The organism is Grimontia sp. THUN1695, from assembly GCF_059704325.2.
In genome coordinates this window covers 2050868-2073879 of sequence record NZ_AP046577.1, presented here as the reverse complement: position 1 = coordinate 2073879, position 23012 = coordinate 2050868, and the positions used below count along the sequence as shown (strand labels likewise).

Here is a 23012-nt window from a genome sequence, read left to right as displayed (position 1 = left end):
CCATGACAACACAAAAAACGGTTCAGATTGGCGATATTCAAGTTGCAAATGACAAGCCATTTGTTCTTTTTGCCGGGATGAATGTGTTGGAGTCTCGAGATCTGGCGATGCAGATCTGTGAACACTACGTGGAAGTGACCCAGAAACTGGGGATTCCATACGTGTTTAAGGCGTCTTTTGACAAAGCAAACCGTTCCTCTGTGCACTCATACCGTGGCCCAGGCATGGAAGAGGGTATGAAGATTTTTCAGGAGCTGAAAGAGACTTTCGGCGTGAAAATCATCACCGACGTACATACCGAAGCACAGGCGCAACCGGTGTCTGAAGTGGTGGATGTGATCCAGCTTCCTGCGTTTCTGGCACGCCAGACAGATCTGGTTGAAGCCATGGCGAAAACCGGTTCTGTGATCAACGTGAAAAAACCACAATTCATGAGCCCTGGCCAGGTTGGTAATATCGTTGATAAGTTTGCCGAATGTGGCAACGACAAAGTGATCCTGTGTGAGCGTGGTTCGTGCATGGGATACGATAACCTGGTTGTCGATATGCTTGGCTTTGATGTGATGAAAAAAGCCAGCAACGGCAGCCCAATCATTTTTGACGTGACCCACTCACTGCAGTGTCGCGATCCAATGGGCGCAGCATCCGGTGGCCGTCGTGAGCAGACCGTCGATTTGGCGCGTGCAGGTCTGGGAACCAAGATTGCGGGTCTGTTCATTGAAGCGCACCCGGATCCGGATAAAGCGCGTTGCGACGGTCCATCAGCGCTGCCTTTGGATAAACTGGAGCCATTCCTGACGCAAATGAAAGCGCTGGATGATTTGGTGAAAAGTTTCGACGATCTGGATATCCGCTAAGCGCCATCGCAAGGACAAAGGAAAGCCGGCGAAAACGCCGGTTTTTTTTCATCTATAGGATAGATAGCATGTAGTGGGGTTAGTCTCCAGAGCAATATGGGCACAGTGAACAATGATTCTCTCGATATATTTAGCGGACGTTTAGACGTCTAGATGTTGACGACTTTCTGCTTTAGCATTACCCTGCGTTTCACTCCATAAAAAATATGCAATACAACATGACAAAGAAGCAAACAACCATTACGCCATCGGCGATCGCACTCTTGCCCTTCGGGCTTTTCCTGTGCCTGTTTATTGGTACGGGCATTTACTTTTCGGCCCAGAATGTCGATTTTGCCTTTTATCAACTTCCTGCCCCCATTGCCGTGTTGCCTGCCATTATGCTGGCAATACTGATGAGCAAAGAAACGCTCAATGGTGCTATTGGGCAGTTTATTGAGGGGGTTTCCCATCGCGATATTACCGCGATGTGTTTGATCTACCTGCTTGCGGGTGCATTTTCTGCCGTGGCGAAAGCGACGGGGGGGGTTGATGCCACGGTGAATCTGGGGCTGGCTATTCTTCCCTCCAGCTTTATTCTGCCAGGCCTGTTTTTAATTTCAGCATTCATTGCGACAGCGATGGGTACTTCTATGGGGACGATTGCTGCAGTGGCGCCAGTTGCGTTGGGTATTGCCGATACCACGGGCATTGATGCTGCTTTAATGGCGGGGGTTGTGCTAAGTGGCGCTATGTTCGGTGACAACCTTTCCATCATTTCAGACACCACCATTGCAGCGACACGATCCCAAGGCTGTCATATGAAGGACAAGTTCCGTGAAAACATCAAGATCGCGTTGCCAGCGGCGCTGGTGGCATTGGTGATTTTTTTCTTTGCCAATGAAGTCACCGACGCCCCTGTCGCCGGTGACATTGATTGGCTGGCGGTATTGCCCTACCTGACTATCCTGGTGCTGGCGGTTTATGGCATGAATGTGTTTGTGGTGCTCACCATTGGTATCGTGTTTGCGGGTTTGGTGGGGATGGCGCAAACGGCAGACTATGATGTGATGGCATTCAGCCAGGATATCTACAAAGGTTTTGGCAATATGCAGGAGATCTTCCTGTTGTCATTGCTGATTGGTGGTCTGGCAGAGTTGATGCGTCAGCAAGGGGGCTTGGCCTTCGTTACTGACAAGCTGAGTAAGCTTATCCTTACCCGGGCAGACAAAGAGACAGAAAAAGGTTCTCCGCGTGCCAGCGAAGGCGGTATTGCAGCTTTGGTCAGTATGACTAATCTGTGTACGGCGAATAACACGGTGGCGATCATTGTTGCCGGTGGCGTGGCAAAAGAGCTGGCCACTCAGCATGATGTCGCCCCCAAGCGAAGTGCGAGCCTGCTGGATATTTTCTCTTGCGTGGTTCAGGGGCTGTTGCCTTATGGCGCCCAGGCATTGCTATTGGGATCCATTTTCGAACTGTCGCCATTGAACGTTGTCAGTCAGTCCTACTACTGTTTCCTGCTTGCGATTTCAGCAGGGTTGGCGATTATCCGCAGCAAAGGGCAACAGTTGCCGGGATAAATGTTGTAAGCACTTCAATTTCGGCTGATTTGTTCGCAGTTGGAGTGTTTTTCAGTGATCCGGATGGCACTTTCTTGAAAGTTCTATGTGATGTTCAGTGTAACTATTTAGACTACTTCATGAAATTGTTAGCAGTCTAGGGGCTGTTGGCCGCGGCCTCTAGGTTAAACCCCGGACAAGGCGGAGGCACAGTCTTCCGCCTTGCCGCACAGATAATAGGTATCACCATGAAGGAACGCCTCTCTCTGAAAGCAGCCATCAGCGCTGCATTACTTGCCACATTGGCAGGCTGTTCAACCACGAGTGAAATGACAAAAGTGGTACCGGGTTGGCAACCCGATACCACTTATAAAGTGACCATACTCCACACCAATGATAACCATGGCCGTTTCTGGCATAACCGTCACGGCGAATACGGTATGGCGGCACGTAAAACGTTGATCGACAACCTGCGTGCCGAAGCAGAAGCTCAGGGCGCGGCTGTGCTTTTGCTATCTGGTGGTGATATCAACACCGGTGTGCCTGAGTCTGATCTGCTGGACGCAGAGCCTGATTTCAAAGGCATGACCATGATTGGTTATGATGCCATGGCATTGGGTAACCACGAGTTTGATAACCCACTGGACGTGCTTGATCTGCAGATGGAGTGGGCAGATTTCCCTATGCTGTCTGCCAACATTTATGACAAAGCGACCGGTAAGCGAAAATTTCAGGCATACCAGATGTTTGAGCGTAACGGTCTGCGCATTGCGGTTATTGGTTTGACAACGGAAGATACCGCGAAAATTGGTAACCCTGAGTTTATTGGTGAACTGGATTTTCGCGATCCGAAAGAAGAAGCGAAAAAGCTGATTGCCGAACTGGAACAGACTGAAAAGCCAGACATCATCATCGCGGCGACACACATGGGCCACTATGAAGATGGCAACCGTGGTGTGAATGCGCCGGGGGATGTTGAGCTGGCCCGTTACCTGAATGAAGGTTCGCTGGACATGATTGTGGGTGGTCACTCACAAGAGCCTGTTTGTATGGAAGGCCCGAACATGTATAACAAGTCGTTCAAACCGGGAGATGAGTGTAAGCCTGACCACCAGAACGGTACCTGGATTGTTCAGGCGCATGAATGGGGAAAATATGTCGGTAAAGCGGATTTTGAATTCCGCAATGGCGAGTTGAACCTGGTTTCTTATGATCTGATCCCTGTGAACCTGAAGAAGAAAATTGAGGTTAACGGTGATTCAAAACGTGTGTTCATCCAAAACGAAATCCCTAAAGACAAAGCACTGTATGATTTCCTGAAACCGTATCAAGAGAAAGGACAGGAAAAACTGAACGTGAAAATTGCAGAGACCAACGGTCACCTGCAAGGTGACCGTAATGTGGTGCGTTTTCAGCAAACCAACCTAGGTCGCTTGATTGCTGCAGCGCACAAAGAGCGTGCGAAAGCTGATTTCGCGGTGATGAACTCAGGCGGTGTCCGTGCCTCGATTGGAGCAGGCGATGTGACTTACAAAGATGTGCTGACTGTACAACCGTTTGCCAACATGGTGACCTATACCGATATGAGCGGCGCTGAAGTGTTAGATTACCTGAATGCAGTGGCGACCAAACCAGTGGATTCAGGTGCCTATGCGCAGTTTTACGGCATCTCGATGACAGTGTCACCTGATGGCGTAAGCGATGTGGTGATTGGCGGTGAGCCTTTGGATCTCAATAAAACTTACCGCTTTACCGTACCTAGCTACAACGCAGCAGGCGGTGATGGTTATCCGAAACTGACAGACCACCCGGGTAACGTGAATACGGGATTTGTGGATGCGGAAGTGCTGAAAGACTTCATGGAGAAAAATTCTCCTCTTGATGTGAACAAGTATGCGCCAAACGGCGAGATCACTTACAAGTAAGCACCGCATACACTGGCGTACAACCTCACGTCAGAGACACAAGGCACTGGTGACAGTGCCAGATTGCTGACTAACCCCGCTTTTTCAAGCGGGGTTTTCTTTTGTTAGCGGCCGAAGGCCGCGATCGCGCTATTTTTCCATATTGTTATGTTCAGGCTGCTTTTAACCCACAGAAGCTGATTTGCTTCACTATCTGAGCTATTTGGCGCGTATTAAGCCCAATTTTGCGAAGATAAGCCTCCAGTAAGGCTATCTTCTTGATGTTTTGCGCTGCTGCCGCCAACCAGCATTGGATTTGTACTTTCAACAGACCACGGAACCTCGCATAGCGATGGCCATGATGTTGTTTGGCATCTGCGAAGCTTCGCTCCACCGTCTCTGCCCGTCGTCGGTACACTTTCTTTCCCCAGGCTGTCAGCCTCAAGGCATTGGCATTCTCTACCGATTTCTCGAACAGGTGCCGGGTTATCACCCGTTTGTGATTCTTGCTCTTGGTGCAATCATCGCGCAGCGGACAGGTTTTGCATATCTGTGGGTCAGAGTGATACTCGCGGTATGCCTGACGGTTGGTGGTCTTGTAAACCAGCTCCTGTCCCTGAGGACAGAGATAGCGGTCCGTCTCTTTGTCGTAATGAAAGTGCTTTTTCTTGATGGCATTCTTCGTACGGTGAGGCCGGCGGTATCCCATTATCGGCAGCATTTGCCGTTGTTCCAGTTCATGGCAGATAGTCGCGGTGAAGTAACCGGCATCAAGCCCGGCGGCAACAGGCGAGAGCGTAAAGCGCGCTAACGTGGTATCCAGACGGGCGATATACGGTTGGGCGTCATTCACATTGCCTGGCGTGACATGGGTGTCGAGGATGATGCCGTGTTTGCCGTCGACGGTGCGATGGTCAAGGTAGAAGAAGCCCTGTGGTTTTTGGTCCCGTGTCATGAACCCGCTGTCTGGGTCGGTGGTGCTGACTTTGGTGTTTTTCTCAATGTGACCATCTTTCGGTTTGAGTGGGCGTTTTCCTTCTGCTGCACGGTCAGCGTCAACCGCTTCATCTAACAGCTCGGCATAAGCACTGACGTTTTGTTTCACCAGTTCGTTACGGTATTTACGCTTGTTGGCATTGGCTTTCAGGTGAGTGCTGTCGGTAAATAAGACGCGTCCCTCGACCATGCCTTTGTTCATCGCCTGCTCGACGATGCGGATGAAGATGCGCTCGAACACGTCGGTATCATTGAAGCGACGGCGGCGATTCTGGCTCAAGGTGGACGCATCAATCACCTTTTCGGTTAGCGACATGCGAAGGAACCAGCGGTAAGCGACGTTGACCTCGATATCTTTGACGAGCTGGCGTTCACTTTTGACGCCGAAGAGGAAGCCTAGGAGCAGGATTTTGAACAGGCGAACGGGGTCTATCGCCGGACGGCCATTGTTGTGGCAGTAGAGATGGGCGACTTCGTCACGGATAAATTCAAAGTCGACGGCGGCATCGATTTTGCGAACGAGATGGTTTTTGGGGACCAACTGTTCGAGTGTCACCATCTCGAATTCATATTGCTGAGGGCCAGGGTCTTTAAGCATGTCACCCAATCCATGATTGATTTGCTTACCCCTATTAGATCAAAGCCCCAGCCAAATGGCCAGGGCTTTGTCAGCAGTCTGACTGGTGACAGTGCCTTTTTTTATGTCATTATCGGCGGAAGAATCACCCTGATATCCTGATGGTTTCAGGTTGCACCAATACAGAGAGATGGATATGACACCGGCAATAATCCTGGCGGAAAAATCAGGCATCAGTTTTAACGTGCACAGCTACGCACATGATCCCAACAACACCCAGTTTGGATTGGAAGCCGCCAGTGTAATGGGGCAGGATCCTGCCCGTGTTTTTAAAACCCTGTTGTTTGCTATGAATGGCGATCCCAAGAAGCTGGCAGTAGCAATCGTACCGGTTTCAGGTCAGTTGGATTTGAAAGCAGCGGCAAAGGCAACTGGCGCGAAAAAGGCTGAAATGGCGAACCCTGCGATTGCTGAGAAGACCACGGGGTATGTGGTAGGGGGAATCAGCCCGCTTGGACAGAGAAAACGCCTTCCGACACTGCTTGATAATAGTGCACAAGCCTTTGAAACTATTTATGTCAGTGCAGGAAAACGTGGCCTTGAGATTGAACTTTCTCCATCAGATTTACTCTCACTGACACAAGGAAAATTTGCTGCTATTGGCAAGGAGGGGTAATCAATGTGCAAGAGTTGGTGGGGAGGCATTTTGTTAGGTTTACCTTTAACTGCCTTTGCAGGAAAAGAATACTCGGCATTGATGTCTTGCTACAAAGCATCTGAAACACACGTTGAAGTGACAGCCTGTCTCGACAATCGCTGGAACGTTTCCCAGGATGCACTCAATAAAACAGAAGCGGCGCTTAGGGAGCATTTCATCAAGCTGGATGCCCTGTCTTCATTGCAACATGGTGTTCCCGTGTCGACACAGGCATTCTCTGCTTTTCGTGATTGGCGGGAGGCACAATGCAAAATGGTTGAAGCCAGCTATGCATCAGGCTCTGGCAGCGGGCAGGGATACCTGAACTGTATGATTGAAATAACCAATGAACAAATCACGCGCCTTAACAGCCTGATGGGTGTGAAAGGAGAGGCCAAGTGACTGTTTCTGTCTGGTTGGGGCTTGCGCTGGTATGCCTGCTGGGCGCCATCTCTCCGGGGCCGAGTTTGGCAGTGATGATGCGTCACAGTCTGGCAGGCGGTCGTGTACACGGTATTGTTGCAGCCTGGGCACATGCATTGGGCGTTGGCTTTTATGCACTACTGACATTGCTTGGCCTGGCCGTGATCCTCAAAGAGTCTCCAACGCTTTTTACCGCCATTGCCTATGCTGGTGCGGCCTATCTGGCTTGGCTTGGCATCAAATCGTTACGGGCGAAAGGCGGTGTCGCTGCCAAACTGGAAAAAGGCGAAAAAACAACACTGTGGGAAGCGGCGCGTGACGGTGCAATGATTTCCATGCTAAATCCTAAATTGGCGCTGTTCTTCCTCGCATTGTTCAGCCAGTTTGTGGCGGTGGGTACTGATACCTTCAGCCGTGTCGTGATTGTGATAACACCGTTTGCGATTGATGGTCTGTGGTACACCCTGCTGGCCCTGATGCTTTCCTCGTCACGTATGCTGGAAAAACTTAAACAAAAAGCAGTCGTTATCGACAGGCTATGTGGCGTGTTGCTGATAGGACTGGCTGTGCGGGTTATTGTCACGATCTAGCCAAAAGGTGCATTTGGACAAAAACAGGAGCCGATGGCTCCTGTTTTCGATTCAGGTCTTCTTCCCACTCAACCGCGCCGGTTTAAATGGCGTTCACGAGTTTCAAGCTTCTTTTCCTGGCTCTTCTTGATCATCACGTATACCGCACCGGTTCCCCCCTGATGACGTTGTGCAGAATGAAAGCACTGAACATCTATTATCTGCTCCAGCCACTGGCATATATAGCTTTTCATCAATGCCTGAGGATTAGAGCGTTCGCCTTTGCCGTGCACAATGATCACTGAGCGTATGTCCATACGCTGGCATTGCTTCAGGAAACGAAGCATTTCATCGCGTGCATCTTTCAAGGTGTATTTGTGTAAGTCCAGCCGGGCGTGGATGTCATACTTACCGAGGCGTAATTTGCGAAACACGCCATCCTGAACGCCTGGGCGCTTGAACGCGACAATATCGTCTGGTTTCACCATCTTGGCATAATCTAACGACAGGTATTCAGGATCACTCTCTGAAAGGGATTGTGCCGCCAACTGACGAGCCAGTTGTGCATCCGTAGGTTGGTGTGATTGCTGGGTTCTCTCGACCGTATCGTGTTTGATAGGCGCGACATCTGCCATCATCTCCCGAAATAAGTCGAACTCGTTGTTACCGTTCATAGTTGTTACGGGGTTGTTGGTGCGTTGTCTGAGTATAACGGTAAACTATTCCGAGATCTCGTTTGATGTGATTTCTGACCCCAAGTCGGCATTAATACGTGAATGATACCTGCTTCAGCGTAGTGAACTGCATAGGGAATAGGGAACGAAAAAAAGCGCAGAGCGTGTAAAACGCTTTGCGCTGTGAATAAAAAGAAGCCGAAATGCGTTGCGGGCTTCCGGCGTAAGCAACCAAGTTTAACGTTAACTGGTTTTAGGAAACTATTGCGTTCCTGGCGTTTTCATCGCCTTGTAGACAAAGAAGCCAGCCATAAAACAGATCATGCCCAAGGCAACAAAAATGACGATCATTGAGGAGAGGCCAATGGCATTACCGAAAAGTAGGTCTAACCAAAATTCCATTTTTGTGCTTCCTGTGTCTGTGAACGTTAAGACTAGGTTGCCAATGGGTGAATGCGTTAACGATGATCTGGATCAAGTGAACATCTTGTTAGTGGCACGTGATAATTCAAATGTGTTTGCAGTCGCAAAAAACGTTGGACTGGCGATCCTTTAAGCGAACGGTTCGTAACACGCAAAAATCGCGATAAAATGCTTGAGTCTTAAGCGCGGATGCGTAATATAAGCCACCTCTGAGGCGTGCAGCGGATCAGCATTGTCGGTGAATAGCGCAGTTTGGTAGCGCATCCGGCTCTTGGGAATAGCGGACCAGAGGACGACCCTCTGACAGCGAAATCTCGAGACAAAAAACACATGTTCGGTGAATAGCGCAGTTTGGTAGCGCATCTGGTTTGGGACCAGAGGGTCGGGGGTTCGAATCCCTCTTCACCGACCACGTATTTAAATCATCTTGGATAATCCAAGATGTTGTGATGGTGAGCCAGAGGGTAACCTCTGACAGCGAAACCTCAAGACAAAAAACACATGTTCGGTGAATAGCGCAGTTTGGTAGCGCATCTGGTTTGGGACCAGAGGGTCGGGGGTTCGAATCCCTCTTCACCGACCACGTATTTAAATCATCCTGGATAATCCAAGATGTTGTGATGGTGAGCCAGAGGGTAACCTCTGACAGTGAAACCTCAAGACAAAAAATATATGTTCGGTGAATAGCGCAGTTTGGTAGCGCATCTGGTTTGGGACCAGAGGGTCGGGGGTTCGAATCCCTCTTCACCGACCACTCTTTGAAGCCTCGCAGTAACGCGGGGCTTCTTTTGTTATGCTGTTTGTAACAAACTTTCTATCCCCGCTCTTCACTGTCCCCGGAATGCGGTAGACTACGCTGTCACCCAGGCTTTATTGCAGTAAGGATTCGGTATGAGAAAGTCCGTCATTATTTGGTTTATTTTGTTGTTTTTTGTCTCAATGATTGTTACCCAGGTGGTGGTTAACGGTTAAGTTTTGAGAGAGGCCGGGATCTCACAGCTGATGTTTTCCCCCTGAGTCAATAGCGTGACTTCAAACCCGGCGCTTTCCAGTAACGCCAGTAAGCCTTGCCTGCCATACAGGTGTAGCGCCCCAACCACCATGGCGTAGTTTCCCGTTGAAAAGCGATTTGGATCAGCCAGTGCTTTGAGCCAGTTGTGGTTTCGTTTATCGATCAGTTTACGCTCAAACTCCCCGGCTCCGCTCATAAAGCCTACTATTTCAGCCATTTTCTCGCTGTCTCCAGCTTGCCAGGCCTCAATGAGGCAGGGCATAAAATCCCGGGAAAGCGCCCAGTAGTCGATAGTGTCTGTCAGCAGTTCCAGGCCATCTTGGGGAGACTTTGCCAGTAAGTCGATTTGTTGTTGTACTGTTTCAAGGGGGATCACTGGAATGCCCAATTCCTGGCTATGTGAGAGGAAAAACAGGTCGACCCCCAACTCTTGTTGCAAGCCTATCTGATTGATTTGATACAGCTGTAGAGCCATCGCCGCTTGCCAGGGAGGCAGGTTCAACAGCACGCTGCTTGATGTACCCGTTTCTGTGGCGATTTTTTTAAGCTTGCGGGTTTGTGCTTTGTCGAGGTAACTGGAAGACGGAGAACCGTTGGGAAGTGTAATGGATGTATCCTTGATAATGTCCGCTTCCACAATCAGACCATCGCTGTCTTTAAAGCGATCAACCATGACGTTGGGTAAAGGGTAAAACGCGGGTTTACCGGCATGAACTGAGCCCATGATAGTGAAAGTGAGTTTCCCTTTTTGTGCTTGCCAGACCTGTGGGGAGGCAACAGAAAAAGCGCTGAATAAAAGGGAAAAAAGCAGGGCGATAATGCGGTTCATGAAGCCTCCATACTGTCGAAGCAACAGTATGGAGGTTCGGTAGTCAATTGTCAGTCTTTGTTGTGGCTGTTAAACACCATGGTCATGCCGCTTTTGGTGAAACCAATCACGTCATAAGGGTCTTTCTGGTCGCCGTATTCCATACCCGGTGAACCGACAGGCATGCCAGGAACGGCAAGACCTGCTAGCTTGGGTTTTTGCTCAAGGAAGGCTTTTACATCACTGGCTGGAATGTGACCTTCAAACAGGTAGCCATCAATCACGGTGGTGTGGCAAGACGCCAGTTGCGGTTTGATGCCGAGTTTCATCTTGATGGGGTTCATATTGACATGGTCTTCCGAGGTCATTTCAAAGCCATTCTCTTCCATGTGTTTTACCCACTCTTTACAGCAGCCACAGTAAGGGGATTTGTAGGTCACACCTGATGCAGCGAAGACGCTGGTCGACAGTAGCGCAAAAGACAATGCAGCAAGTTTCGGGATGGATTTCATCATTCTCTCCTCGGTGTTTGTATCTTGTTGCAACAATGGGGCTCATGACGGGCACCATCGGCAATGTTTTGATCTTTAAAGGCATAGAGCTTGCGTAGAGCCCTTTGCCAAAGCGAGTCAGTCAGCGGTAATTCCACAGCGCGCAATAGTGATGTCAGGCTATATTGGCTGGCATCGTAAGTGAGCAGCAGTTGATTACCGCATTGTTTCAGTGTGAGAATTCCATGCTCATAAAGCGCCGTCTCCAACTCCTTGCTAAGCGGCGTTATCAGTGTAAGCTTTCGTTGCACAATAAACGCGTTGGCGTTCATTTACTGCCCTTTGTGCCCGACAGCCAGAACCACCATACGATGGCAGCAATCAACCCAAACCCAATAATATTAACCAGCATGGTTTTCTCCTTTCGGTGGTTTGAACCAGCGCAGGCGATTTGCGTTACTGACCACTGTGATGGACGATAATGCCATGGCAGCTCCCGCAACAACTGGGCTCAGCAGCGCGCCGGTGAGGGGGTATAGCACACCTGCGGCGATGGGTATACCCAGGGAATTGTAAATAAATGCACCAAACAGGTTTTCTTTCATATTACGAAGCGTTGCTTTGGCAAGGGTTAACCCGTCTGTCGCAGCATCAATGGAGTGGCGCATCAATGTCATCTGGGCGCTTTCAATCGCCACATCACTGCCTGAGCCAATGGCAATACCCACCTCAGCTTTGGCAAGGGCCGGTGCGTCATTAATGCCGTCACCAATCATCGCGACCCGCTTACCTTCGCGTTGTAAACGGCTGACTACATCGGCTTTGCCGTCGGGTAGTACGCCGGCGATAACATTATCAATGCCAGCCTGTTTGGCGATGACTTTCGCGGTGTCCGGGTGATCGCCGGTCAGCATGACCACGTGATAGCCCAATGCTTTCAATCGCTTGATCGCGTTGGCTGAGTCAGCGCGAAGTGGATCACTTATCCCAATCAGGCCAAGCAATTCCTTCTCATTAGCCAGGTAGATGGCGGTTTCACCACATTCAGCGTGTTGTCTGGCAGCATCCTGCCCTGATGTCAGGGAGATACCGCGCTCTTCCATCAGCCGGGCATTACCGAGCAAATAGGTGTTGCCTTCGATTTGTGCGCTAAGGCCCTTTCCGGGGATCCCTTCAAATTTTGAAAGCGGTGACAGTGTCAGTACTTTTTCTCTGGCGGCATCAAGCACAGCTTTGGCCAGCGGATGCTCTGAGCCTTGTTCCAAACTTGCCGCAATCTGAAGCAGTGCAGTTTCCGGCATCGAAAGGCTGACAATTGATGTCACCTGGGGTTTGCCTTCGGTCAGTGTCCCTGTTTTATCCAGCACAACCGTATCGACACTTGCTGCGTGTTGCAAGGCTTCAGCATCGCGGATCAGCACGCCAAGCTCGGCAGCACGGCCAACCCCGGTAGTGACAGACATCGGCGTTGCCAAACCCAGCGCACAGGGGCAGGCGATGATAAGAACTGTCGTGGCGGTTACCAACATAAAACTGAGCTTTGGATCTGGCCCAAAGTTATACCAGCCAAGTGCAGTGAGGATGGCGATGATCATCACTGTGGGGACAAAAATCGCCGAGATAGAATCGGCCATTTTAGCCAGCGCCGGTTTGCTGCTTTGCGCCTGACGTACCAGCTGGATAATCCGTGACAACATGGTGTCACTGCCGATACCGATGGCTTTAAACAACAGGCTACCGTTTTGATTCACTGTACCGGCATGCAGGGTGTCACCCTGTTCTTTTCGTACTGCCAGGGGCTCACCGGTCAGCATGGATTCATCGACAAAGCTTTCGCCGTCTTCTACAACGCCGTCCACCGGGATTTTGGAGCCGGGTTTCACACGGAGCATCATGCCAGCCTGTACCTGCCCAAGCGGCACTTCACGCTCTTGACCGTTTTCAACAACCAGTGCGGTTGGCGGTTGCAGATCGAGAAGTCTATCCAGTGCTTTTGACGTCGATGCCCGGGCTTTGGCTTCAATAGCATGGCCGAGGGTCACCAACCCCAGAATCATCGCGGTGGCTTCAAAATAAACATGCCGCGCCTGCGCCGGGAAAAGCTCGGGGGCAATGACCACGGCGACAGAATAGAGCCATGCTGAGCCGGTACCCAGCGCAACCAGAGTATCCATGGTCGCGCGATGGTGACGGGCCGCTTTCACGGCATTGACAAAGAAATGTTTTCCGGCGGTGCAAAGCAGGGCCAATGTCAGCAACGCAACAACGCCCCAGCCAATCTGGCTGGCGGTGCTGTCGATGGTCATAGAGCCGCCTAGCAAGCCCCAGAGCATCAGCGGTGCACCTAAACCGAGTGATAACCAGGTATGACGTTTGTGCTCAGCCAGCTGCTCTGCGTGCATAGCAGCTTGCCGTTCACGGCGGGTTTCTTCGCTTTCACTGATCTCAGCACCGTAGCCGGCATTGGTGACGGCGTTGATGATGCTTTCTGTCTCTGCATTGCCAACAACCAATGCAGTACGCTCAGCGAGGTTAACGTTGACCGACTCTACGCCCGGCACCTGTTTCAGGGCACGCTCAACCGATGCCACACAACTCGCACACGTCATGCCGGAAAGAATAAATTGCCGAGATACAGTCCCCGGTTCAGGGGCGGAGGCTGGTGCTTCTGCGTGGTTCTCATTTGCCTGTTGTGACTGGGGCGGTTCATCGGTTTCTCCTTGTGACGAAACCTGATAACCCAGCGACTCGACGGCAGAGATAACCTCACTGACAGGGGCATCCGCATTAATGGTCAGGCTGGTTTTATCCGCCTTCGCCTGTTTCACGCCTTCTATTGCTTCTACCGCCGCCATGACTTTGCGCGCGCAGCCCATGCAGTTTAGCCCTGAGAGGGGAAGTGTGATTTGCATAGAATCTGTCGAGCCTTTCTGGGGAATGTCCAACTCTGTATCTGTCATCACGATACCTTTAAATCTGCTTGAAGTTCCCAGTGGGGAATGTTCATAATTCAGGAGAATAAACCTTCCATCAACTGTAAGGTCAAGCATGTTTTCAAAACCAAACAATTTTCAAGGCAGTGGGGTGTAAATGAAGATCAATGACATTGCGAAAGTGACAGGGCTGACACCGAAGACAATCCGTTTTTATGAGCAGAAAGGGATCATCAGTGAGCCTGCACGCCTTGAAAACGGTTACCGGGCCTATAGCCAGCAGCACATCAATGAGCTTCAGATGATACGCCGCTCAAGGCTGGTGGGGTTTAGTCTAGAAGAGTGCAGGACACTGTTGGATATGTCGCGCAACCCAAACCGCCGCAGTGCTGATGTCAAACAGAAAGCACTGGATAAAATCGCAGAAATAGATGAAAAGATTCAGGAGCTTCAGGCGATGAAAACCTCGTTGAAATCCCTCGCCAGTGCATGCCCCGGCGACGACAGTGCCTGCTGTCCAATCATTGAGGCGTTATCCTCGGCTGATGGGAAATAAAAAAGCGCCGGAGCGCTTTTTTAACTGGGGTATCAATAGAGCAGCGAATACAACAGGCGACGATAGCGGCTAGCCAGTTCGTTGCCTTGGCCCAGTGCCGCCAGGATATCCATCATGGTTTTCTTCGCGTCACCGTCTGCAAAGTTCAGGTCTTTGCGCAACAGACCAATCAACAGCTCCAATGCCTCTTCCTGCTTGCTCACCTGACTGAGTTTGACTGCCAGTTCGAAGGCAAGCTCGTTGTTGTCAGGATCCGCATCGTAAGCGGATTGCAGCTCACGGATTTCTGGCGTGTCAGCGGCCTGTTTGTGTAGCTCCACTTTGGCAACCAGCGCTTTATATTGTGCATCCTGATCTTGCATCAATACCGTTGCCAGTAAGGTTTCGGCGTCATCGAACTGCTGCGCTTCCACATAACACTCAGCCAATGCAAGCTTGTGTGCGCCTGTTTCACCCAGCGTGGCTTCAACTGATTTCAGCAATGGCAGCGCTTCAGCATGATTGCCTTCTGCCATCAATGCCTGCGCCTGTTTGAAGGTCATTTCGTCCTGACTTGGCAGGTGGCGGACCAGCATTTCGCGCACAGTATCTTCGGTTTGTGGCCCGGCAATGCCGTCCACAGGCTGTCCTTTGCTGAACAGGGCAATAGTTGGTAGAGCACGCACACCAAATTGTGCTGCCAGCATTTGTTGCTGTTCACAGTCCAGCAATGCCAGGGTAAATGCGCCTGCATATTCGTGTGCCAGCTTCTCCAGAACCGGAATAATCTCGGTACTCTCTGGACTCATTTGTGCCCAGAAATGAATGAGTACCGGTGTCTCTGCTGAACCTTCCAGGATCTGTTGGAAGTTCTGCTCATTAAGTTGAACAATGTAATTTGGTTGCATAGCGTCGCCTGATCTGTAGAAGTTCTATTACTGCGTAAAAGTAAAGGTGGGGGGGACGGTATGAAAATTCAAGGCATTATCAGGCAAAGCAGTGACAATTATTGAATCTTGCTGGCTCAACTCACTGATCTGAACAGAAACCCGACGAAAAAGGCCACAGGAATACCCGTGGCCTTCATTCATTTGCGCTCGCTGATGTGAAACGCTGGGTTAGAACACAAGCAATATTGCCAGCGTTACACTCAAACAGAGCCAGTTCAGTTGACTTAAGGACATAGTCCGGCTCCTTTGGGATAATTTGTTCTTTTTTTAGTCTCCCCGTTCACGGCCTGATCCGACACGCATCACATCAAAGTGGAAGTGGAGGCAGGTGTTTCACGGTACTGGAGAAATATTAGCGAGGCTTTGTGACAAAAAAATGAACAAAAAAATTACTTTGAGTGTCACATTTTGTAGATAAACGAACAAAAACAGTTTGTTACGAAAAAAATAACAATATAAACAAAGAGTTATTCATCTATCCAACACATGAATAGCAGCCGGTGATCAACATTGCCTTGGCTACCTGTCGTTTTATCCTTGTTCTTTGAGGTATGGGCGCATTTGTTCTGCCATAAAACCGGCAATCCATGGCTGGGCAATATCTTTCGGGTGCAGACCGTCAGGCATCAGCCAGCCCTCGGTTAAAACCACCTTTTCCATGAAGAACGGAATGAGTGGAATTTGCATTTCTTTACTCAATGCCGGATAGATATCTGCAAACGCCTTGCTGTATCGTTGACCATAGTTAGGTGGGATCTGGATCTGCATTAACATCACCTGTGCACCACTTTCCCGGCTTAAACTGATCAATTGGGCTAGGTTGTTGCGTATCTGATCGGGTGGAAAGCCACGCAAGCCATCATTGGCACCGAGCTCAATCAGTATATAGTCGGGCGAATGCTGCTCAAGTAACGCCGGCAACCTTGCTAAGCTGTTGCCAGAGGTATCACCGGAAATACTGGCATTAACGACAGAGGTGATGTCACTGGTTTCAGTCAGTTTGGGGGCTATCAGACTGGGCCAGCTTTTCTCTATCGCCATCTGGTAGCCAGCGCTAAGGCTATCACCAAGTACAAGCAGCGTCTGCGCTGCAGCGCTATGACTGATAATCAAAAGACAAAAAGAAAGGATGCGAATCATGAAAACTCCAGTGATCAGGGCCAGTAACGTGTCAAAAACCGTGACAACGAATGCGCAGTCTCTGACCATTCTGCAGGATGTTTCCCTTCAGGTCGAGCAGGGGGAAAGCATTGCTTTAGTTGGGGTTTCAGGGGCAGGCAAATCCACCCTGATGACATTGCTCGCAGGGTTGGATACTCCCTCAGCGGGTGAAATCGAGCTTTTGGGTAAGCCGTTAAGCCAGCTGGATGACGATGCAAGGGCGGCACTTCGCGCCGAATCCATTGGCTTTGTGTTCCAAAGTTTCCTTCTGGTGCCATCACTGACCGCGCTGGAAAATGTGTTGCTGCCATGCACTATTCGTGGTGATGACGAAGATGAAGACAGGGCGCTGGAACTTTTAGCCTCTGTTGGGCTGAAAGGGCGCGAAACGCATTTACCTTCCCAGCTGTCAGGCGGCGAACAACAGCGAGTTGCTATTGCCCGGGCCTTTATGACGCGCCCGAATGTGCTGTTTGCCGATGAACCGACCGGTAACCTTGACCAACACACGGCTGCCACGGTGATCGATCTTCTGTTCTCCCTAAACCGCGATCATGGCACCACGCTGATTTTGGTCACCCATGATCCGGCACTGGCTGAGAAGTGTCACCGAACCCTGCACCTGAATGCAGGCGAACTGGCGGGGGCAGCATGAGGAAGAACCTTGTCTGGCGCTGGGCATGGCGTGAACTTTTTCATGGTCAGTTATGGCCGGTGGTAGCAGCCCTTGCGCTTATCATCGCCTGTGTGTTTGCGTTGTCGGCACTGGCCGGTCGCATTGAATCCGTCTTGACCCAGCAAGGCCGCTCCATGCTGGCTGCCGATTTGGTGCTTCGAAGCAACCAACCGCTCTCGCCGCAAACATTGCAGGGCTTTGAGACGATGAACGTTGAGCGTTCAGACCAGACCCGGTTTGGCACCATGGCGTTCAGTGACAACAAGATGCAGCTTATCAGCGTAAAGGCGGTAGAGAGTAACTACCCCTTGCGCGGTGCATTGGAGCTGGAAAGCGCCGATGCCATGCATAACCGCGTCCAACCCGGCGAACTGTGGCTGGAAGAGCGGCTGTTTACCCTGCTTGATGTGGGGTTGGGTGACGAGGTCGATGTCGGTGACCTGACCCTGACAGTCAGCGGGAAAATTGTCTCTGAACCTGAGCTTTCCTTTAATCCTTTCAGCCAGATGCCTGCTGCCATGATGCACTTGAGTGACGTTTCTGCCGCAGGGGTTGTCCGTCCTGGCAGTCGTGTCAGCTATCGCTATTTCTTCCGCGGTGGCGACAGTGAGTTAGAGGCGGTGAAAGCGGCCTATACCCCGATAGAAGGACAACGCTGGATAGATGAAAATACCGGCGACCGCACAGGGGACATGCTGGACAGGAGCCGGGGATACCTCTCCTTGACCGTTGTGCTGGTGATCATCATGGCGGCGGCAACCTTGTTGCTCACCTGTCAGCACTATGTGGACAGCCGTACCCAGACCCTGGCGATGGTGAAAAGCCTTGGCGCGCAGCGCAACTGGGTAAGGCGCTGGCTTGGCAGGCAGCTGTTGATGCTGATGTTGATGGCAACCGTGCTCGGCCTTGGCTTTGGTGCACTCCTTGAATACCTGCTTCGCCTGCCGCTGGCGGATGTGTTGCCCTCGCCGCTGCCAAGCTATGGCTACCTTCCGTGGGTACTTGGGCCTCTGGTCGCCTTGCTGGTGGCACTGCCAGCACTTGGCATTCCGCTTATCAGGCTGATCGAAGCGCCAGCCATGAGCGTGCTTCAGGAGCAAAGCGCAGTGCGGGCAAGAAAGAATCCGTGGAGCTGGCTGCTGGCATCGGTGCCTGTGCTTGCCCTGATCGCCTGGTCTTATGATAACCGCCTGCTTTGGCTGGTATTGGCTGCGTTGGTGGTCATGCTCAGTCTGCTGGCTGCAATTGGCGTAATGGTGTTGAAAGTAGCGCAAAAACGGGTGCGGCAACCGGCGTTCAAACTGGCGCTCAGCCGTATCACCCGTAATCCTGCATCAAGCGGTGCCCAGCTTGGTGCGCTGGCCACCTCCTTTATGTTGCTTTCCATTATCTGGCTGCTTCGCACTGATTTGCTGGAGGATTGGCAACAAACCCTGCCGCCGGATGCTCCCAATGTGTTTGCACTGAACATTGCCAAACACGAGCTGGATGGGTACGTCGGCAGGCTGGATGCGAACGAGCTTGAGCGTTCGGAAGCGTATCCGATTGTGCGCGGCCGCTTGGTGGCATTGAATGGACAACGCTATGCGGCGTTAACGCCAGACAGGGAAGAGCGTGACGAAGCACTGCGTCGCGAACTTAACTTTACCTGGCGTGATGAGCTGCCAAGTCACAATGAACTGCTGGAAGGTTCATGGCCAAGTGACGGTGGCGTGTCGGTGGAGTCCGGGATTGCAGAGAGACTTGGCTTGCGTCTTGGGGATCGGCTGACGTTTAACGTCAACAGTCAGGAGTTTGATGCGGAAGTGAACTCCATCCGTGAGGTGGAATGGCGCAATATGAAGCCGAATTTCTACTTTATTTTTGACCCGGCGCTAATGGAAGAATTACCTGCCAACTGGCTGGTTAGCTTCCGTCTGGAAGACAGCCAGAGCGATATTCTCAACCAACTGGGGCGCGACTACCAGACCGTGACGTTGCTGGACTTGCGCACCATGAGCGGACGGATACAGGTGATCCTGAAGCAAATCAGCCTGTCGCTGTCGGTATTGGCCGGACTCGCGGTTGCCAGTGGTTTGTTGCTGTTGCTGACATTGCTGCGGATTACACTTGCAGAGCGGCAACGGGAGATCATGCTTTACCGGACACTGGGTGCGAGTAAAAAACGTATCAACACCACGCTGTGGGCGGAGTACGGCATCATGGCGCTGGTGTCAGGCTGTATGGCGGTCGGTGGTGCAGAGCTGGCGATGGCAGGATTGCTGAAATGGGGCGTTGAACTGCCGGTGCGTTTGCATCCGGAAGTGTGGTTGAGCCTGCCGACACTCGCGGTTGGACTGGTGTTCCTGACCGTTGCCTGGATGCTGCGCGGATTGCTTGAACCGCTTAAGCGGTAATATTTTTTCTGGCGAGACGTGAAAGGCACGCTGTGATGCGTGCCTTTCTTTTTACGTCACTTTCTTATCCGCGAAGCAGGTTTTCCAGTGCAGGCTCTACGGCAGGAAACTCAAACGCATAGCCGCTGTTTTCAAGCGCTCTTGGTACTACACGTTGGCTGTCGAAAAGGAGCTGGCCTGCTTCACCCAACATCAGGGAGATGGCAAATTTGGGCGTAAACAGGAAGTGGGGGCGTCGCAATGTGGCGGCCAGAGTTTGGCTGAACACCTTGTTGGTAACCGGATGTGGTGCAGTCATATTGAAAGGGCCACGGGTCTCTGCATGTTCCAGTAAATGAATAATGCCGCCTACCATATCGTTGATATGAATCCAGGGGAAATACTGGTTACCTTCCCCGATAGGGCCGCCCATGCCGAACTGGTATGGCAGCAGCATTTTTTTCAGCGCTCCTCCATGTTTGCTGAGCACGATGCCGGTTCGCAGCAGGCAGACGCGGGTTTTATCCGAGTCGGCACGCAGGGCAATTTTTTCCCAGTTGGCGCAGACAGAGTGGGCAAAATCGGTGGCATCGACAGTGAGCGACTCATCGATAATCATGTCACCCTGATCGCTGTAGTAACCCACCGCTGATCCGCTGATAAAGGTGTGGGGAGGATTGTCAGCCTCTAAAATCCGCTGCACCAGCTTTTCGGTGATCTCCCACCGGCTGGCACAGATAATACCTTTCTGCTTTTCGCTCCAGCGCTTGTCGACAATCGGTTCACCGGCCAGGTTAATGATGGCGTCAAACTGGCTGATATCGGTAATGTCGTCGATGTCTTTGATCAAATGCACTTTGGTGGGCAACACCTCCCGTGCTTTTTCTGGCGAGCGGGTCAGTACCGTAATGTCATGGTGTTCAAGCTTTGGGATCAGGCTGCGTCCAATCAACCCGGTTCCACCTGTCACGAGAATTTGCATGCGAAAAATCCAATATGGGCTTGTTACTCATCAGTATGCATTTAATCGGTTATTTGATCAGCCTACTGATAGCGCTGGTGTCGTATTTCTTTAAAACCTTGTTAGCTTTATCACTCTATCGGCTTTTTCAACTGATTGTATTGCAACAACCGCAGCCGGACTGGATTTCTAGCATGGTGGCCTATCCACCGCCTTATTATCGGGGGTTACATTCGGATGGTGATCATGACAGCATTTGCACCACGTGACATCATCGGCTTGTCCTTGTTCCTGATAGGACTTGAAATGGTATTGTTTCCGCTGGGCGAATCGATGGCTACCCAATTAACCGTGCCCGCTTTCCTGTTTGGGGAAGGAGAACAGATCTCGGCTAACTTTACCTGGGATAATTACTGGGTTTACATCTTCGCTGCCGCGATTGGTTTCAGTACCACAGTAGCCGAAGCCATTCACATTGTCAGAGACAAAGAGGTGAAGGCGCTGATCGTGAAAAAGCGTGATGACAATGACGAGTTTGGCCTGGTGAGCTATAACAGCATTGTGATGTATGGCATGTTGGCAGATTGATGAAAAATGGCAGTCTAAACGTCTTGATAATTTGATGGTATGGCATTCAGAAAGTAGAGGGATTTCCGATGTGCTACATGTAACTGATTCATTTGTTTGAGCAATATTGGTGAATTTCAAATCACCTCTTTTCATTTTTCTGTGAGGTCAGGATATGGCATGATAAAAGAACGTCAATAACACTCTATGTAAATGAGGTGATTTTATGAGCGCAGCTGCATACGTAGCATCAATAAGGGTTTCTACTCCACCTTCTATGCCAGCACCTGTCTTACCTGAAATGAAGGTTGAAATTTGTTCGATTTCACAGCAGGCACCATCTGAAAAATCGAAATCAATATCTGAAAAGATTGCGAGAATGTTCAGCTTTCTTGCGATGAAGTAAGAAGTGTAAAGGGCGGGGAAACCCGCCCTCAGCGTACGTGGATTATTTGACGGCACTGTATTTGCTAAACACATCAAACGCTTCACGGCTTGAAAGATAGTCATAAAACGCGCGGGTTTCTTCATCCGCATCATCACGCACAATGACATTGATCCCGCGATAGGTGACGCGATCAGGTTCGATAGGCACTAAATCAACAAGATTCTGATTCGCGTGATACCATTCCGGCCAGGTGATCCAAGCATCTGCTTTTTCGTCCCCGTTACTGCCGAGAAGTGCTTTCGCTGCAGCGCCACTGCCAGGTGCTTGGTAAACTATTTTTGAGCGGAATTTTTCCAGATCCTGAATGTTGCCCTTTCTGCCGACAATATCCTCCCACAGAGCGGTAGACGAGGTTACACTGTTAAGTAACTGGTTGTTGACAACAAGACGAGATACGTCCGGGTTATTGATGAGATCCTCAATGCCCCGAATGTTTTTAGGGTTTCCTTTCTGCACCAGAATCACCGCAGGTCGTAGGAAAATGACCTTGGAATGATGCTGGTTGAAGCCAAAATCTTTAAACTCATCCAATAAAACAGCAGAATAGTTTTCTGATGTTCCCCAAAGAATGTCTGCTTTTCCGGTTGTGCAGTTTTTCCCTATCCCTTTAGCACAAGCTTGCCAGGTATTATATGGTCCAGGGTTGATGTTTATCTCCAGATCTTTAAATTTGCTGTCTTTTTTGAAGTTTTCAACAATCTCTTTTAATGCATGGTGTGGTCCACCTGCGCCATACAAATTTATTTCCTTTGCGTGTAAAAGGTTGCTGACAAATAGGCTGGATATTGCCAAAGCAAGGAGTTTTTTATTTTTCATTTCACTTACCTTTAATATGGTGAATCTAGACGGCAATTTTATGTTAATGAATTTTGTGTCATTTGTGAGGATGAGAGATGGTTGTTATTTTCATGTTAAGTGGAGTAAAAATAGCATTAAGCCAGAAGACGCTCTGGCTTAATGCATGTTATTTTACATCATTGTAGTTATTTCAGAAAATCCAGCACTTCTAACTAGAATAGCATTACGACTATTGATTTTTTGCTGAAGTTTTTCAATTTCTCTGTTTTTTGTTTTCAACTCGTCGGAGTATTGGGCGATAGAAATTAATGGGATAGGGCGGTTTTTAATATCTCTTATTTTTCCCTGATCACGATAATTTTTTATTTTTATACAAACCCTTGCGAACTCCTTATCGCCTAATTTTATTGCAGATCGCACAGACATGCAATGTTGCATTTTAAAGCAATGATATGAATGGCTGACTTTATTCATGGCTATATGGCTAACTCCTAGTCTTTTTATTTACGTTATCATTCCATGAGGTGACCAATGAGAGAAGTGAAAAAAAGAAGAAAAGGAATAAGTTTTTTTCACGAATCATTTTTATGCGATGTGATGAAGGGTCTTACGGCTGAAAAAGATGGATTTTCATTT

General features: G+C 50.2%; 21 protein-coding genes, 3 tRNA genes and 2 pseudogenes. 13 read left to right on the top strand and 13 right to left on the bottom strand.

Annotated elements, in window-relative coordinates:
* Positions 1–2: 2 nt before the first annotated feature.
* The 3 genes from kdsA to ushA all read left to right on the top strand — a co-directional run bounded on the left by kdsA (position 3) and on the right by ushA (position 4323).
* Complete coding sequence (gene kdsA, locus AC6IB1_RS12935; RefSeq protein WP_497567004.1) at positions 3–857, top strand: 3-deoxy-8-phosphooctulonate synthase; 855 nt, start codon at positions 3–5, stop codon at positions 855–857.
* A 218-nt stretch (positions 858–1075) separates the two neighbouring features.
* Positions 1076–2419, top strand: a complete 1344-nt coding sequence (locus AC6IB1_RS12930) for a Na+/H+ antiporter NhaC family protein (protein ID WP_497567003.1) — start codon at positions 1076–1078, stop codon at positions 2417–2419.
* Positions 2420–2646: 227 nt separating this feature from the next.
* Positions 2647–4323 (top strand): bifunctional UDP-sugar hydrolase/5'-nucleotidase UshA, encoded by a 1677-nt coding sequence (ushA, locus tag AC6IB1_RS12925; protein WP_497567002.1) that lies wholly within the window; start codon positions 2647–2649, stop codon positions 4321–4323.
* Between the two features lie 151 nt (positions 4324–4474).
* Here ushA and AC6IB1_RS12920 read toward each other — a convergent pair whose 3' ends face one another.
* Entirely contained in the window at positions 4475–5896 is a 1422-nt protein-coding gene (locus tag AC6IB1_RS12920; protein ID WP_497567001.1) for an IS1182 family transposase, read from the bottom strand.
* Between the two features lie 175 nt (positions 5897–6071).
* On the opposite strand from AC6IB1_RS12920, the gene ybaK reads away from it, so the two are divergent.
* The 3 genes from ybaK to AC6IB1_RS12905 are packed head-to-tail and all read left to right on the top strand — an operon-like array spanning position 6072 to position 7585.
* Positions 6072–6551, top strand: coding sequence for a Cys-tRNA(Pro) deacylase (ybaK, locus tag AC6IB1_RS12915; protein WP_497567000.1), 480 nt, complete (start codon positions 6072–6074; stop codon positions 6549–6551).
* A gap of 3 nt (positions 6552–6554) precedes the next feature.
* A complete protein-coding gene (locus AC6IB1_RS12910) occupies positions 6555–6974 on the top strand; it encodes a lysozyme inhibitor LprI family protein (protein WP_497566999.1) in 420 nt (139 codons plus the stop codon).
* A complete protein-coding gene (locus AC6IB1_RS12905; RefSeq protein ID WP_497566998.1) occupies positions 6971–7585 on the top strand; it encodes a LysE family translocator in 615 nt (204 codons plus the stop codon). Before AC6IB1_RS12910 ends, AC6IB1_RS12905 begins: the two co-directional genes overlap by 4 nt.
* 68 nt (positions 7586–7653) lie before the next feature.
* Here AC6IB1_RS12905 and smrA read toward each other — a convergent pair whose 3' ends face one another.
* Positions 7654–8238, bottom strand: coding sequence for a DNA endonuclease SmrA (gene smrA, locus AC6IB1_RS12900; RefSeq protein ID WP_158160895.1), 585 nt, complete (start codon positions 8236–8238; stop codon positions 7654–7656).
* A 261-nt stretch (positions 8239–8499) separates the two neighbouring features.
* Complete coding sequence (locus tag AC6IB1_RS12895) at positions 8500–8640, bottom strand: DUF3149 domain-containing protein (protein ID WP_005503623.1); 141 nt, start codon at positions 8638–8640, stop codon at positions 8500–8502.
* Positions 8641–8996: 356 nt separating this feature from the next.
* Here AC6IB1_RS12895 and AC6IB1_RS12890 point away from each other — a divergent pair.
* From AC6IB1_RS12890 to AC6IB1_RS12880, 3 genes are all read left to right on the top strand, one after another.
* Positions 8997–9073 (top strand) — tRNA-Pro (locus AC6IB1_RS12890).
* A gap of 94 nt (positions 9074–9167) precedes the next feature.
* Positions 9168–9244 (top strand) — tRNA-Pro (locus AC6IB1_RS12885).
* 94 nt (positions 9245–9338) lie between these two features.
* Positions 9339–9415 (top strand) — tRNA-Pro (locus AC6IB1_RS12880).
* 214 nt (positions 9416–9629) lie between these two features.
* Here AC6IB1_RS12880 and AC6IB1_RS12875 read toward each other — a convergent pair.
* The 4 genes from AC6IB1_RS12875 to AC6IB1_RS12860 form a co-directional block, all read right to left on the bottom strand.
* Positions 9630–10502, bottom strand: a complete 873-nt coding sequence (locus AC6IB1_RS12875) for a TraB/GumN family protein (protein ID WP_497566997.1) — start codon at positions 10500–10502, stop codon at positions 9630–9632.
* Between the two features lie 50 nt (positions 10503–10552).
* The gene (locus AC6IB1_RS12870; protein WP_005503620.1) at positions 10553–10993 is read right to left on the bottom strand and encodes a DUF411 domain-containing protein; all 441 of its coding nucleotides are present in this window, start codon (positions 10991–10993) and stop codon (positions 10553–10555) included.
* Entirely contained in the window at positions 10993–11304 is a 312-nt protein-coding gene (locus AC6IB1_RS12865) for a hypothetical protein (RefSeq protein WP_497566996.1), read from the bottom strand. Before AC6IB1_RS12865 ends, AC6IB1_RS12870 begins: the two co-directional genes overlap by 1 nt.
* A gap of 69 nt (positions 11305–11373) precedes the next feature.
* Complete coding sequence (locus AC6IB1_RS12860) at positions 11374–13884, bottom strand: heavy metal translocating P-type ATPase (RefSeq protein ID WP_497569142.1); 2511 nt, start codon at positions 13882–13884, stop codon at positions 11374–11376.
* A 178-nt stretch (positions 13885–14062) separates the two neighbouring features.
* Here AC6IB1_RS12860 and cueR point away from each other — a divergent pair, with 178 nt between their 5' ends.
* The gene (cueR, locus tag AC6IB1_RS12855; RefSeq protein ID WP_497566995.1) at positions 14063–14461 is read left to right on the top strand and encodes a Cu(I)-responsive transcriptional regulator; all 399 of its coding nucleotides are present in this window, start codon (positions 14063–14065) and stop codon (positions 14459–14461) included.
* Positions 14462–14493: 32 nt separating this feature from the next.
* Here the strand turns inward: cueR and AC6IB1_RS12850 are convergent, their stop codons facing one another.
* Together AC6IB1_RS12850 and AC6IB1_RS12845 are read right to left on the bottom strand one after the other, a co-directional pair.
* Positions 14494–15348, bottom strand: coding sequence for a tetratricopeptide repeat protein (locus AC6IB1_RS12850; RefSeq protein ID WP_497566994.1), 855 nt, complete (start codon positions 15346–15348; stop codon positions 14494–14496).
* A 573-nt stretch (positions 15349–15921) separates the two neighbouring features.
* A complete protein-coding gene (locus AC6IB1_RS12845; RefSeq protein WP_497566993.1) occupies positions 15922–16530 on the bottom strand; it encodes a GDSL-type esterase/lipase family protein in 609 nt (202 codons plus the stop codon).
* Between the two features lie 100 nt (positions 16531–16630).
* Between AC6IB1_RS12845 and AC6IB1_RS12840 the strand changes: the two are divergent.
* Positions 16631–17206: pseudogene (locus AC6IB1_RS12840) on the top strand (ABC transporter ATP-binding protein); the annotation flags it as partial.
* Entirely contained in the window at positions 17203–19623 is a 2421-nt protein-coding gene (locus AC6IB1_RS12835; protein ID WP_497566992.1) for an ABC transporter permease, read from the top strand. The pseudogene AC6IB1_RS12840 and the gene AC6IB1_RS12835, both read left to right, overlap by 4 nt.
* 64 nt (positions 19624–19687) lie before the next feature.
* Here AC6IB1_RS12835 and AC6IB1_RS12830 read toward each other — a convergent pair whose 3' ends face one another.
* Entirely contained in the window at positions 19688–20584 is an 897-nt protein-coding gene (locus AC6IB1_RS12830; RefSeq protein ID WP_497566991.1) for a TIGR01777 family oxidoreductase, read from the bottom strand.
* A gap of 249 nt (positions 20585–20833) precedes the next feature.
* Between AC6IB1_RS12830 and AC6IB1_RS12825 the strand changes: the two are divergent.
* Positions 20834–21151 (top strand): annotated as a pseudogene (locus AC6IB1_RS12825) (DUF1538 family protein); the annotation flags it as partial.
* A 147-nt stretch (positions 21152–21298) separates the two neighbouring features.
* On the opposite strand, the gene AC6IB1_RS12820 reads toward AC6IB1_RS12825, so the two are convergent.
* From AC6IB1_RS12820 to AC6IB1_RS12810, 3 genes are all read right to left on the bottom strand, one after another.
* Complete coding sequence (locus AC6IB1_RS12820) at positions 21299–21592, bottom strand: hypothetical protein (RefSeq protein ID WP_497566990.1); 294 nt, start codon at positions 21590–21592, stop codon at positions 21299–21301.
* On the bottom strand, positions 21579–22394 hold the full coding sequence (locus tag AC6IB1_RS12815) for a substrate-binding domain-containing protein (protein ID WP_497566989.1): 816 nt from the start codon (positions 22392–22394) through the stop codon (positions 21579–21581). The genes AC6IB1_RS12820 and AC6IB1_RS12815 overlap by 14 nt, the downstream gene beginning before the upstream one ends.
* 153 nt (positions 22395–22547) lie before the next feature.
* Positions 22548–22850, bottom strand: coding sequence for a hypothetical protein (locus AC6IB1_RS12810; RefSeq protein WP_497566988.1), 303 nt, complete (start codon positions 22848–22850; stop codon positions 22548–22550).
* Between the last annotated feature and the right edge of the window lie 162 nt (positions 22851–23012).